The sequence below is a fragment of the Paraburkholderia sp. EG287B genome (assembly GCF_040965595.1).
Lineage (GTDB): Bacteria > Pseudomonadota > Gammaproteobacteria > Burkholderiales > Burkholderiaceae > Paraburkholderia.
The window spans coordinates 141272-154250 of record NZ_JBFRCG010000003.1 but is presented as its reverse complement, the minus strand read 5'-3'; the positions used below and the strand labels follow the sequence as shown (position 1 = coordinate 154250).

Sequence of the window (12979 nt, the reverse complement as noted above, 5' to 3'; positions counted from 1 at the left end):
TGCGTGACACCGTCGTGTGACACCGTGGCGTCACACGGTCTCGTTGCTCAATGCGCCGCCTGCACGCTCAGATCCTGGTCGCCGAGCAGCAGCAGCGCGTGAGCGGGCCCCGTGTCGAGCCTCACGCGGTGCGCGCCCGGTGTCTGGTAGTCGGCAAACACCACCACGCCTGCGCCCCGCTTGCCGCCAAACGGAAACGGCGCCGCCGCGACCTGCTGGCCCGGCACGACTTCGAACGACACGATCGTGATGTCCTCGGGATGATCGCGGCGCCATTGATCGCGCTGCGCGAACCACTTCGCCGAAGGCAGGCCGAGCAATGCGTCGAGCAGTTGCTGATTGCGCACGAGCACGGCGTCCACGGCAATGGGCGTGTCCTGATTCGCCTGAGTGGAAACGGCAATGGCCAGGGTATCTACCTGTACCTTGGGCAGCGACGAACACGCCGCGAGCACCTGCGCGAGCGCGAACGCCAGCGCGGCGGCACGCCAGCCGTACGGCTTCGCGGCGCGCGACGCGCCGGCGAATAACGTGGTGATCACTGCGCCATCCCCATTGTGTGCGTCGCCTCTTGTCCGCGATGCCTCCTGCCCGCGCGCAGGAGAGTCCATGCTAGTTCGTATTTCTAATCAAGACGCATGTTCTGCTGCGCAAGCTGTTTCGCGCGTAGTCTACAAGCGCCCCACACGACATTGCAATAACGATTTTTTACTCGATCAATTCAAAAACAATGCGTAAATAAACTTGAAAGGAAATGAGTCTATGCGCCGTAAATATACTTTGAAATTCCGCGTTTACTGTCCTAAAGTCGTGACCGTCTATCTTCACGACGTGCGCGACGAAGGACAAGTTGAAGCCGCACGCAGCGCGAACGCTTGACGCCGTGAATGCTCTCGTCTGACGAATCCGGGGCATGCTTTAGCTGTGTTTTTTCTGAAGGACCGGGAATGCACCTGGCAATCGTTTAATTACGTTTTGCGGGGCATTGTCGTCTTAAAGAAAATGCATCCTGAAAAGGGCAGATTGACGACAAACGCGCATCTCTCCCGTTACACAATGCAATAGAAGAACGACCGCCACCGAGGTGACCATGGCCGACAGTACCCAGCACTGGTTCGAACGGAACCGACCGCCGCGTGTCCAGATCACGTACGACGTCGAAACGGGCAATGCCATCGAAAAGCGCGAGCTGCCGCTCGTCGTGGGCATTCTTGCCGACCTGTCCGGCAAGCCTGTCGAGCCGTTGCCGAAAATGACGGAGCGCCGCTTCGTCGACATCGACCGCGACAATTTCAACGACGTGATGAAGTCGATCGGGCCGCGCGCGACGCTGCAGGTCGACAACACGCTCGCCGCCGACGGCAGCAAGATCAACGTCGAGCTGAAGTTCGAGCACATCGACGACTTCGATCCTGTGAGCATCGTCCAGCAGATCGGCCCGCTCAAACAGCTCTACGACGCGCGGCTGCGCCTGCGCGACCTCCTCACCAAGCTCGACGGCAACGACGAACTGGACAAGCTGCTCCAGGAAGTGGTGCATGACCCGAAGGGGCTGAGCGAAATCCGTTCGGCGCACCCGCAGGACACGCCGACAGCGCAGCTGCCGCCGCCCGCGGGCGACGCCGCTGCACCCGCCAGCCCTTCCAGTGACACGCCGGCCAGCTAAGCCCAACGCGAGGAGACGATCATGTCCGACATTCAGGCCGCCGCGACCGCGCAGGCGGGTACGGTCACGCTGCTCGACCGCATCGTGCACGAAGGACGCATGGCGCAATACGAGGAGCAGCAGCAGCACGCGCGCGAGCTGCTCGCCGAGTTCGCGCTGCAGGTGCTCGACAAGAACATGACCATCAGCCGCGACACCGTGGCGATGATCAACGATCACATCCGCAAGATCGACGAGCTGATCAGCGAGCAGCTCAACGAAGTGCTGCATCACCCCGACATGCAGGCGCTGGAGTCGTCGTGGCGCGGGCTGCACTTTCTCGTGAAGGGCTCCGAAACGGGCACGCGCCTGAAACTGCGCCTCCTGAACGCTTCGAAGAAAGACCTGCAAAACGATCTCGAGAAGGCCATCGACGTCGACACGAGCGCGCTCTTCAAGAAGATCTACGAGGAGGAATACGGCACGTTCGGCGGTTTTCCGTTCAGCGTGCTGGTAGGCGACTACTACTTCACGCGCCAGACGCCCGACGTGAGCCTGCTCGAGAAGCTCGCCTCTGTGGCTGCCGCCGCGCACGCGCCGTTCATTTCGGCGGCGCACCCGCAGCTGTTCGACATGTCGAGCTTCACGGAGCTGGGCGTGCCGCGCGATCTCTCCAAGGTCTTCGAGACCATCGACATGGCCCGCTGGCGCGAATTCCGCAAGAGCGAAGACTCGCGCTATGTCGCGCTCACGCTCCCGCACATCCTGATGCGGCGTCCTTATCATCCGGACAGCAATCCGGTGGAAGGCATGAACTTCTTCGAGGATGTGGACGGCACCGACCACTCGAAGTATCTGTGGGGCAACTCCGCCTACGCGCTGGCGCAGCGCATCACCAACGCGTTCGCACAGTACAGCTGGTGCGCCGCGATTCGCGGCGTGGAAGGCGGCGGCGCGGTCGAGCGCTTGCCGGACCATATCTTCCAGACGGCTTCGGGCGACAAGGCCATGAAGTGCCCCACGGAAGTGGCGATCACCGACCGCCGCGAAAAGGAGCTCGACTCGCTCGGCTTCATTGCGCTCGTGCACAAGAAGAACGAAGGGCTCGCGGTGTTCTTCGGCGGCCAGACGGCCTGCAAGCCGGCGCTCTACAACACGCCCGAGGCCACCGCGAACGCGCGCATTTCCGCCATGCTGCCGTATATCCTCGCGGCGTCGCGCTTTGCGCACTACATCAAGGCGATCATGCGCGACAAGGTCGGCAGCTTCATGACGCGCGATAACGTGCGTGCCTATCTCAACACGTGGATTGCCGACTACGTGCTCGTGAACGACAACGCGCCACAGGAAATCAAGGCCCAGTATCCGCTGCGCGAGGCGCGCGTGGACGTGACAGATGTGCCGGGCAAGCCCGGCGCGTATCGCGCGACGGTGTTCCTGCGGCCGCACTTCCAGCTCGAGGAACTCACCGCCTCGATCCGGCTCGTGGCGACGCTGCCGCCGCCGGCAGCCGCCTGATCCACCCGCAGAAGAAAGCGATTCGATGAACAAACGACGGCCAGGCGGCGCGTGAGCGCCCCTGGTCCCTGAACGCGCCTGGCGCCGCGCACGCGGCCCGCGCGGTTCTCTACTGCTTCGGGAGCAGCAAACCATGGATTCGATCATTCTCGACCTGGGCAGCGACATCAAAGGCGAGTGCACGCTCGAAGGCTATGCCGACAAGATCGAGTTGATGTCGTACAGCCACAATGTGGCGATGCAGGTCACCAACGACGTCAGCAACTCGGAGCGCACGTCGGGCAAGCCCCATCTCGGCGAATTCACCGTGACGAAGTTCGTCGACGTCGCCACGCCCACGCTCAACGAATATTGCTGCTCCGGCAAGGCCATTGCGAGCGCGACCATCGTGGTGGGCCGCAACGCCGCCGAAAGCGACGGCAAGATCATGCCGTTCATCACCTATACGCTGAACAATGTCGTGCTGAGCAACGTGAGCGTGTCGGGCGGCGCGGGTGGCAAGCCCGTGGAAACCCTCTCGCTGAACTTCACGAAGATCAAGTGGGAACTCACCGCGCAGAAGGACGACGCCACCAAGGAAGGCACGGCGGCCACGACGTGGGACCTGGCCGCGAACAAGGTCGTGAAGGCGGCAGCCTAGCGCGCACCGCCTATGGCGAACGTCCGCGCCTTCATCGCGATCGCGCCCATGCCGCTCTTCGAGCGGCTGGCCGACGACGCGCCCTTCGACGCGCACGAGTCCGTCGACGAACTCGCCGCGCGCACACTGGACGCGGCCGGCTTGCGCGCGTCGGTGCGCGCCGAGTTGCTGCGCCTTCTCAACACGCGCCGCGGCACGCCCCGCCTGCCGCGCGCGCCGGACGTCCTGCTCTACGGCCTGCCCGACTGGAGCGGCCAAAGCGCGGCCCGCGCGGAAGATCGGGCGGTGATCGAGCGTGAGGTGGCCGAGGCGATCCGCGCCTTCGAGCCGCGCCTTCGCAACCCGCGCGTGAAAATCGAAGCGGACGCCGCCGCGCCATGGCGTCTGTGCCTGCGCATTCGGGGAACGCTGCGCGGCAGCGACGGCGTGGAGCACGTCGTCACCTACGTCGCCGGGCAGGACGGCGAAACGCAGTCCATCGGGATCGTCGATGAACGACTCGCTTGATGCGCAACTGCTCGACTACTACCAGCGCGAGCTGACTTATCTGCGCCGCGCGAGCGAAGGCTTTGCGCAGCGGTATCCGAAGATCGCCCGGCGGCTCGAACTCGGCCCTGGCGAGAGCGCCGACCCGAACGTCGAGCGCCTGATCGAAAGCTTCGCCGTGCTAACCGCCCGCATCCAGCGCACGCTCGACGACGAATACACCACGCTCACGGACGGCCTTCTCGAACAGTTCTATCCCTACGCGTCGCGGCCCGTGCCCTCCATGACGATCGTGCAGTTCGAGCCGGACTCCACGCAAGGCAGCATCGCCGCGGGGTATCGCGTGCCGCGCGATACGCCCCTCATGCACGTGGACGCGAGCGGCGCGACGATCCAATGGCGCACGTGCAGCGACGTCACGCTCTGGCCGATCACCCTCGCCGCCGCCCAGTTGCTCGACGCCGAGGAAGCCCAGGCGCTCACCGGCAACGCGTCGCTGCAATCGGCGCTGCGGCTCACGCTGCGGGGCATCGGTCCGCACAAGCTGGGCACACTGCCGATCGAGCGCCTGCGCGTGCGCCTCACGGGGTCGCCCGTCACCTCCGCCGCGCTCTACGACCTGCTCGGCGCGCACAGCGCCGCCACCTGGCTGCAGGCGCCAGACGGTACCTTGCGCGCGCAACGCGGCCTGCCCTCCCCGGTTGGCTTCGACGAGGAAGACGCGCTGCTGCCGCTAGAAGACGGCGCGCATCCGGCCTGCCGTCTGCTGGTCGAGTACTTCGCCTTTCCCGAGAAGTTCGCGTTCTTCGATCTGCCGTTCAAGCCGCCTGCCGATGCACTCGACAGCCTCGATCTCGTGATCGGTTTCACGGCGGCCCCGCGCGGACGCTTCACGTTGCACACCCAGGATATCCAGCTCGGCTGCGCGAGCGCGCTCAATCTGTTCGCGCGCACCTCCGAACCGTTGCGGCCCGACGGCACGGCGCGCGAAATGCGCGTGAGTCCCGACGCGCACCGCGAATCGAGCACCGAGATCTACGCCGTGCGCAACGTGCGCGCCGTGGCGGGCCGCACGGTGACGGACGTGCCGCCCTGGTACGGCTCGATGCATGGCGCGGATTCGGCTGTGTACTGGTACGCGCGGCGCGTGAGCGGGCTGCATCCGTCGCGACCCGGCAGCGACGTCATGCTCACGTTCGTCGATACGCGCTTCAGTCCCGCCGCGCCCGCGGCGCGCACGCTCACCGCGGACCTGTTGTGCACCAATCGTCATCTGGCCCACCGGCTCGCGCCGGGCGCCGCGCTGTCGTTCGAAGTGCCGGGCCCGGTGGCGAGCGTGCGCATTGCGCATCGGCCCACGCCGCAGATCGTGGCCGCGCTCGACGGCACGTCGCGCTGGCGCCTCGTGTCGCAACTCGTGCTCAATCACACGTCGATCGTGGAAGGTCCGCAGGCGCTGCAGTCGCTGCGCGAAATGCTGATGCTCCACAATCTCGGCGCGCATGCCCCCTCGCAGCGCCAGATCGCGGGGCTCGTGGCCGTGTCGAGCGAACCGATCGTCGCGCATGTCGGCACGGACCGCTGGCGCGGTTGGCGCAACGGACTCGGCGTGCGGATCGAACTCGACGAAGCGAGCTTCGTGGGCGCGAGCACCGTGCTCTTTTCCGGCGTGCTCGCGCAATTCTTCTCGCTCTATGCGAGCGTCAACCGTTTCGTACAGACCTCGCTCGTGCGCGACGGTCGGGAGATCCGCACATGGCGGCCGACGATGGGCAGCCCGCTCGTTCTCTGACGCAGCGGCTGTTCGACGAACCGCACGCGTTCGAATTCACGCAGGCCGTGCGCCTGCTCGAGCTGTTGCAGCCGCACGCGCAGCCGCTCGGCACCGGGCTCGACCCCGGCCAGGAAGCGCTCGCGTTGAGCGGCAATCTTTCTCCCGCGTTTCCGGCCAGCGCGCTCGGGCCCTTGCGGCGCGGCTTGCCGCGCTCGCTCGCTTTTGCGCCCCAGCCGGGCGAACAACCATCCGCGCATGCGGGACCGCCCCAGCTCCAGGTCAACGCGTTCGCGCTGGGCGGCCCGAACGGCCCCTTGCCCGGTGCCTGGCAGGAATGGCTGCAGGACCGCCTGCGCCGCAAGGACCGCTCGGCGGCGGCGTTTCTCGACATCTTCCAGCATCGGCTGCTGGCGCTGCTCTATCGTGCGCAGCGCAAGTACCGCAGCGCCGAGCCGCTGCCCGCCACGACGCAGCGCTCGGCCGATGTCGTGCTGCGCGCGCTCACGGGCAACGCCTCGCTGAACTCACGCGCGTTTTACAACCGCGCGGCGCGGGAAGCGGCAGCGCCGCCCGAGCCGCTCGACCTGCGCGCCGTGCTGGCGCGCGCGGGCCTCTTCGCGAACCGCCGGCGTTCGCTCGCCGGTTTTGACGTCATGGTGCTCCATCATTTCCGTGTGCACGTGCGCTCGACGCCGTTCGCAGGCGGCTGGCGCACACTGCCTCCGGCGAGCCGCACGGCGATCGGCTCTGGTGGACGCAACCGGCGGCTCGGCCAGGACGCCGTTGCGGGCACGAGGATCTGGGACGAACACCACGGCATACGCGTGCGGCTGGGTCCGCTCAGGCGTGCGCAGTACGAAGCCTTCTTGCCCGGCGCGCCCGCTCACGAAGCACTGCAAACGCTCGCCTCCGAATGGTTCGGCGCCGAACTCAAGGTGCATCTCGAACTGCAGCTCGCCGCGGGCGAACTGCCGCGCGCGCGCCTCTCGCGGCACGCGCCGCTGAGGCTCGGCTGGACCGCTTGGGCCGGCGCGGCTGAAACGGCACCCGCGCGCCTCACGCGCCTCGCACCCGAAGACGTTCCGGGGCGTACCGGGCCGTGACGCTCGATCTCAAGACGCTCGTTGCGCGCCTCGAGCGCGAGCCGCGCGAAGCCCTCGAACGCGCCGCGCAGCAATGCCTGCGCGAAACACATTTCGTGGTCGAAATCGAACACTGGCTGCTCGCGCTCGCCGAACCCGAGGGCGGCGATTTCGCGTGCGTGCTGCCTCACTTCGGCGTGGACCGCGCCGCGCTCTGCGCCGAGATCCGCATGGCGATCGCGCGCTTCAGGCGCGGCAACACGGGTATGCCGTCGTTCTCGCCCGACCTGCTCGTGTGGCTCCAGGACGCGCTCGTGCAATCCACCGTCGTGCTCCAGCAGCCGCGCGTGCGCGCGGCGACGCTGCTCATCGCCCTGCTCGAAAACGACGCGCTGCGCGCACGCGCCGTGCATGGGGCGCCCATGCTGCTTCGCGTGGCGAGCGCCGCCTTGCGCGCCAATTTCTCCGATTGGCTCGCCCCCATCGAGGCGGCCGCATCGCTTGCGCCGCTGACTCCGGTCGCGCCCCTCGAGCCGGCCACAGACGATAACGCGCCCCTTCCCGCGTTCGCGGGTGCGCTTGCGTCCGCGACGCCAGCGCCCGCCCTGCTCGACCAATACACGCTCGACCTCACCGCCGAAGCGCGGGCCGGACGCATCGACCCGATCATCGGACGCAATGCGGAGATTCGCCAGACGCTCGACATCCTGTTGCGGCGGCGACAGAACAACCCCCTGCTTGTGGGCGCGCCGGGCGTGGGCAAAACGGCCGTGGTCGAAGGTCTCGCGCTGCGCATCGCGGCGGGCGACGTGCCGCCGCCGCTTGCCGAGGTCTCGCTGCGCATGCTCGATCTCGCGCTGCTGCAGGCGGGAGCTGGCCTGAAAGGCGAGTTCGAGCGGCGCCTGCGCGCGGTGATCGATGAAGCGCGGCACTCGCCACGACCGGTGGTGCTCTTCATCGACGAGGCCCATACGATGATCGGCGCAGGCGGCGCAGAAGGCGGCAGCGACGCCGCCAATCTGCTCAAGCCCGCCCTTGCGCGCGGCGAGCTGCGCACGATCGCGGCCACGACGTGGCTCGAATACAAGAAGTACTTCGAGCGCGACCCCGCGCTCGCGCGGCGCTTCCAGCTCGTGCAGATCGAAGCCCCAGACGAACCCACGGCCATCGCCATGCTGCGCGCGCTCGCGCAAAAATTCGAGGCGCACCACAACGTGACGATCCTCGACGCCGCCATCGTCGATGCGGTGAAACTCTCGCATCGGTACATCTCCGCGCGCCAGTTGCCCGACAAGGCGATTGCCGTGCTCGACACCGCATGCGCGCGCGTGGCGCTGGCGCAGCACGACACGCCGCCGCAACTCGAAGCGGCCAGGCACCGGCAGCGCGCGCTCGACGACGAACTGCTGCGCCTGCGCACGGAAACGGTGCTCGGCGCGAATCACACGCAGCGCCTCGCCGCGCTCGAAGCGGAACATGCGCACAACGCCACGCTCGTCGAGACGCTGGAGGCGCGCTGGCGTGACGAGGCCGCTACCGTGCGCGAGATTCTCGCGGTGCGCGCGCGCCTGGCCGCTCTCGACGCGGCGCCTCGCGATGCCTTCAACGACGGCGCGCAGGAATCGCCAGATAGCGCGGACGCAAGCGAGAACGAAAACGAGAACAACGAGGCCGCCGACCCGCGCGAAGACCTCGCCGCCGAACTGGCGCGTCTCGAAAGCGGGCTCGAAGCGATACGCGACGACGACCCCATGGTGCCGGTTTGCGTGGACTCGAAGACCATCGCCGCCGTGATCGCGAGCTGGACCGGCATTCCCGTGGGCAAGATGCTCGCCGACGAAGCCCACGCCGTGCGCACGCTCAAGGGCCGTCTCGCGCAGCGCATCGTGGGGCAAGACGCGGCGCTCGACCGCATCGCCATGCGCATCCAGGCGTGGCGCGCGGGACTGGCCGACCCGTTGCGCCCGGTAGGCGTATTCCTGCTCGTGGGGCCGACTGGCGTGGGCAAGACCGAGACGGCCTACGCGCTTGCGGATGCGCTCTACGGCGGCGAGCGCAATCTCATCGTCATCGACCTCGCCGCGTATCAGGAAGCGCACGCGGTCTCGCAGCTGCGCGGCGCGCCGCCGGGCTATGTGGGCTATGCGAGCGGCGGCCAGCTCACCGAGGCGGTGCGCAGGCGCCCTTATAGCGTCGTGCTGCTCGACGAGATCGAAAAGGCGCATGTCGACGTGCTCGAAGCGTTCTACAACGTCTTCGACAAGGGCGTGATGGAGGACGGCACCGGGCTCGTGGTGGATTTTCGCAACACCGTGATCCTCGCCACCAGCAACGTGGGCGCCGAACTGCTTCTCAATACGCCTGCCGCAACGCTCGCCACCGACGCCTTCGCGCGGCGGCTGCATGAAGAACTGCTGCACGCGTTTCGCCCGGCGTTTCTCGCGCGCATGACCGCCGTGCCTTATGCGGCGCTCGACGACACGGTGCTGCGCGCCATCATCGAAAAGAAGCTCGAACAACTGCGCACGCGCTACCGCGACGCGACGGGCAAACAGTTCGCCTTCGACAGCAGGATCATCGACGCCGTGCTCGCGCGCTGCCGCGCCGCGGGCGGTGCCCGCGAGATCGACAACGTGCTCATGAACGAGCTGGTCGGCACGCTCGCGCAGTGGGCGCTCGAATGACGATGCACGGGCCCCGCCACACTGCCTTCCACTCGACACCATTCCCGCGATGAACCGCCCCATTTCCGCCGATACCGATGCGCGCATCAGCCTCACGGGCAGCGCGTTCAGCACGCTCTTTCCCGCCCGCTTCGAGGCGCGCGAGGCGCTGGACGCTCCCACCACGCTGACGCTGCACGCCCACGGCGGATTGCCGCCGCCCGCACCCTCGGGCATGACGGGCAACCATGCAACGCTCTCGCTCGCATGGGGCGAGTCGCCTCGGCTCATCGACACCGTTTGCACGCGCGCCGCGCAGTTGCCCTCGACGATAGACGCCAGCCACTTCACCCTGGAACTGCGTTCGTGGTTGTGGCTGCTCACGCTCTCGCGAAACAACCGCATCTTTCAGGGCAAGAACGCCCAGGAGATCATCCAGGCCGTATTCGGTGGGCACAGCTTGACGGACTACTCGTTCTCCGTCACGGGCACGGCGGCGACGCGCGAATGGTGCGTGCAGTACGCGGAGTCCGACTTCGCGTTCGTGAGCCGCCTTTGCGAAGAAGAAGGCTGGTTCTATTTCTTCCGCCACGATACGGGCAGCCATACGCTCGTCATTGCCGACAGCAACGACGCCTTCACGCCCTTGCCCGGCGACGCGACACTGCATTACACAGGTGGCACGAGCGGCGCGCGCGAGTCGACGCAGATCGTCCATTGCGAGGTCGTCGAAGAGACGGCCACCGGGCTCTTCTCGCATACCGACTACGCGTGGGAGACGCCGACCGCACAGCTCTATTCGCAGGCACAGGCGGCATCGAACGGACACAGCGTGTACGAGTATCCGGGGCGCTACGCCACCAGCGGCGATGGCTCCACGCTCTCCAAACACCGCGTGGACGCGCTGCGTGCACCCACCCGGATCCTCATTGGCGAAAGCGATTGCCGCGCGCTCGCGCCGGGCTGCCGCTTTACGCTGGCAGATCACGAATCGAGCGATGCCAACATCGAATGGGTCGTGCGCAGCGTGACCCACGAAGCCGATCACAACCGCTATCGCAACCGCTTCGAGGCGTTTCCGTTCGCAACGACATGGCGGCCCGCGCGCACGACGCCGCGCCCCTTCATGCCGACGCAGACCGCGACGGTGGTGGGCAAGAGCGGCGAGGAATTGTGGACGGATCAGTACGGCCGCGTGAAGGTTCAGTTTCACTGGGACCGCGACGGCCAGAACGACGAACAGAGTTCGTGCTGGATTCGCGTGGCGCAGCCTTGGGCGAGCAAGCGCTTCGGCATGCAGTTCATGCCGCGCGTGGGCGACGAAGTCGTGGTGACCTTTATCAACGGCGATCCGGACCGCCCGCTGATCACAGGAAGCGTGTACAACGGCGCAAATCTGCCGCCCTACACGCTGCCCGACAACCAGACGCAGTCCGGCATCAAGACGAATACCTCGAAAGGCGGCAACGGCTTCAACGAACTGCGTTTCGAAGACAAGCAGGACAGCGAGGAAATCTTCCTGCAGGCGCAAAAGGACCTCAACGCCAAGGTGATCAACGACGCCACGTGGACCATAGACCACAACGAAACGAGCACGATCAAGAACGACCGCGCGCATACGGTCAAGGAAGGCAACGACACGCTCACGGTCGAACAGGGCAACCGCACCACGACGGTCAAGACCGGCGACGAAACCGTCGACATCAAGGGCGCACGCACCGTGAAAGCCGGTGGCAACGAGACGCGCACGGTGGGCGGCAACCTCGATCAGACCGTGACGGGCAACATGACGCTCACCGTGGACGGCAACCTCACCATCAAGGTGAGCGGCACGCTAACGCTGCAGAGCACGGGCAATCTCACGGCGAAGAGCGACGCGTCGCTCACGAACCAGGCCGGCGTGTCGCTCACGAATCAGGCCGGGACGTCGCTGACCAACAAGTCGGACGGCACACTTTCGAACGAGGCGCAGAGCGTGACGAACAAGGGCGCCGTGCAGCAGACGGTGGACGGAGGCGGCATGCTGGTGGTCAAGGGCGGCATTGTGAAGATCAATTGAGGCGAGCATGGAGACGATCCAGCCGGTCACGATAGAACGCGACGACACGCGCATAGAAGGCGCGACGCTGGGCGGCGCGCTACACGGCCCCGTGCGCATCGAGTCGGAAGGACGTCCCGTCGCGATGATGCGTTACGCGAATGGCGTGCTCAGCGGCCCGGCCACCTATTGCTATCCGGAGGGTAACCCCTCGGCGCAGGTGCAGTACGCGCACGGAAAGCTCGACGGCAAGGCGCTTTTCTACCACCCCGATGGAAAGGTCCAGCGCGAGGCGCACTACGCCAACGGTGTGCTGCACGGCGTTTCGCGCACCTGGCTGGCCGACGGCACGCTGCTCGAAGAAGCGCATTACCGCAACGGCAAGCTGCATGGCATCTTGCAGCGCTTCCATCCGAATGGCTGCCTGGCGCTACGGCAGCCGTTCAACGCCGGAAAGCCGCTCGAAGCGGCGAAACGCTATACCGACGACAACCGCCCGCTAGCGGCGGACGGCAAGCCGCTGCCGCGCTGGAAGCAATGGTGGCAGTCGCTGGCTAATCCGTCTTCGGCCTGATTCTGGCGCTGGCAACGCATAAGGAGGTACACGATGACCAGTCCGCAAGTCTGCGCCGGCGCCACATTGCAATGCTCGTTTGGCGGCGCGCCGGGCACGCTCAACGTTCTGCCCGTCAATCGCGTGCTCGTGAGCGGTGCGCCCGCCGCGACGATTGCGGACTCGATTCCGATCGCCAATATCACACCGTTCGCGCTGTGCCAAAGCCCGGCGAATCCTACGGTGATCGCCGCGACTGCCGCGGCGCTGGGTGTATTCACGCCGATGCCCTGCGTTCCGGCTACACCGTCGCCGTGGATTCCGGGCGGCGCGCCCACTGTGACGCTGGGCGCCATGCCGGCGCTGGACGCTCAAGGTACGCTCGTTTGTATTTGGGGCGGCGTAATCAAAGTGGTGCAGCCGGGGCAAGTGACTACGCTTGTGCCGTAGCAGTGGCTACCTTTTGAAACGCGGAATCGAATATCGTGGAGCTTGCAGATGTTTAATTACATCAGCCCACACGACTCTGGCAAGCGCCAGTGCGAATTCTTCATCAAGCACTTCACTGGAAAATTGTTCC

11 protein-coding genes are annotated in these 12979 nt (G+C 66.3%); 10 read left to right on the top strand and 1 reads right to left on the bottom strand.

The window, feature by feature from the left end; translation table 11 throughout:
* Positions 1-47: 47 nt before the first annotated feature.
* On the bottom strand, positions 48-542 hold the full coding sequence (locus AB4Y40_RS06015) for a hypothetical protein (protein WP_368686841.1): 495 nt from the start codon (positions 540-542) through the stop codon (positions 48-50).
* A 548-nt stretch (positions 543-1090) separates the two neighbouring features.
* Between AB4Y40_RS06015 and tssB the strand changes: the two genes are divergently transcribed.
* The 10 genes from tssB to AB4Y40_RS05965 all read left to right on the top strand — a co-directional run bounded on the left by tssB (position 1091) and on the right by AB4Y40_RS05965 (position 12849).
* Positions 1091-1666, top strand: coding sequence for a type VI secretion system contractile sheath small subunit (gene tssB, locus AB4Y40_RS06010; protein WP_342925147.1), 576 nt, complete (start codon positions 1091-1093; stop codon positions 1664-1666).
* Between the two features lie 21 nt (positions 1667-1687).
* Positions 1688-3163, top strand: a complete 1476-nt coding sequence (tssC, locus tag AB4Y40_RS06005) for a type VI secretion system contractile sheath large subunit (RefSeq protein ID WP_069267983.1) — start codon at positions 1688-1690, stop codon at positions 3161-3163.
* A gap of 133 nt (positions 3164-3296) precedes the next feature.
* Positions 3297-3803 carry an Hcp family type VI secretion system effector gene (locus tag AB4Y40_RS06000; protein WP_342925146.1) on the top strand — a complete coding sequence of 169 codons (507 nt, stop codon included), beginning with the start codon at positions 3297-3299 and terminating at the stop codon, positions 3801-3803.
* A gap of 12 nt (positions 3804-3815) precedes the next feature.
* On the top strand, positions 3816-4310 hold the full coding sequence (gene tssE / locus AB4Y40_RS05995; protein WP_368686840.1) for a type VI secretion system baseplate subunit TssE: 495 nt from the start codon (positions 3816-3818) through the stop codon (positions 4308-4310).
* Positions 4294-6081 (top strand): type VI secretion system baseplate subunit TssF, encoded by a 1788-nt coding sequence (gene tssF, locus AB4Y40_RS05990; RefSeq protein WP_368686839.1) that lies wholly within the window; start codon positions 4294-4296, stop codon positions 6079-6081. The genes tssE and tssF overlap by 17 nt, the downstream gene beginning before the upstream one ends.
* Positions 6045-7166 carry a type VI secretion system baseplate subunit TssG gene (gene tssG / locus AB4Y40_RS05985; protein ID WP_368686838.1) on the top strand — a complete coding sequence of 374 codons (1122 nt, stop codon included), beginning with the start codon at positions 6045-6047 and terminating at the stop codon, positions 7164-7166. The genes tssF and tssG overlap by 37 nt, the downstream gene beginning before the upstream one ends.
* Positions 7163-9829 carry a type VI secretion system ATPase TssH gene (gene tssH, locus AB4Y40_RS05980; RefSeq protein WP_368686837.1) on the top strand — a complete coding sequence of 889 codons (2667 nt, stop codon included), beginning with the start codon at positions 7163-7165 and terminating at the stop codon, positions 9827-9829. The genes tssG and tssH overlap by 4 nt, the downstream gene beginning before the upstream one ends.
* A gap of 49 nt (positions 9830-9878) precedes the next feature.
* Positions 9879-11867 (top strand): type VI secretion system Vgr family protein, encoded by a 1989-nt coding sequence (locus tag AB4Y40_RS05975; protein WP_368686836.1) that lies wholly within the window; start codon positions 9879-9881, stop codon positions 11865-11867.
* Positions 11868-11874: 7 nt separating this feature from the next.
* On the top strand, positions 11875-12420 hold the full coding sequence (locus AB4Y40_RS05970; protein ID WP_368686835.1) for a toxin-antitoxin system YwqK family antitoxin: 546 nt from the start codon (positions 11875-11877) through the stop codon (positions 12418-12420).
* 33 nt (positions 12421-12453) lie between these two features.
* The gene (locus AB4Y40_RS05965) at positions 12454-12849 is read left to right on the top strand and encodes a DUF4280 domain-containing protein (protein WP_368686834.1); all 396 of its coding nucleotides are present in this window, start codon (positions 12454-12456) and stop codon (positions 12847-12849) included.
* Positions 12850-12979: the final 130 nt, after the last annotated feature.

Bases quoted from the DNA above. Each gene is read 5' to 3' on its own strand.
- tssB (WP_342925147.1), top strand. From the start codon at position 1,091: ATGGCCGACAGTACCCAGCACTGGTTCGAACGGAACCGACCGCCGCGT.
- tssC (WP_069267983.1), top strand. From the start codon at position 1,688: ATGTCCGACATTCAGGCCGCCGCGACCGCGCAGGCGGGTACGGTCACG.
- AB4Y40_RS06000 (WP_342925146.1), top strand. From the start codon at position 3,297: ATGGATTCGATCATTCTCGACCTGGGCAGCGACATCAAAGGCGAGTGC.
- tssE (WP_368686840.1), top strand. From the start codon at position 3,816: ATGGCGAACGTCCGCGCCTTCATCGCGATCGCGCCCATGCCGCTCTTC.
- tssF (WP_368686839.1), top strand. From the start codon at position 4,294: ATGAACGACTCGCTTGATGCGCAACTGCTCGACTACTACCAGCGCGAG.
- tssG (WP_368686838.1), top strand. From the start codon at position 6,045: ATGGCGGCCGACGATGGGCAGCCCGCTCGTTCTCTGACGCAGCGGCTG.
- AB4Y40_RS05975 (WP_368686836.1), top strand. From the start codon at position 9,879: ATGAACCGCCCCATTTCCGCCGATACCGATGCGCGCATCAGCCTCACG.
- AB4Y40_RS05970 (WP_368686835.1), top strand. From the start codon at position 11,875: ATGGAGACGATCCAGCCGGTCACGATAGAACGCGACGACACGCGCATA.
- AB4Y40_RS05965 (WP_368686834.1), top strand. From the start codon at position 12,454: ATGACCAGTCCGCAAGTCTGCGCCGGCGCCACATTGCAATGCTCGTTT.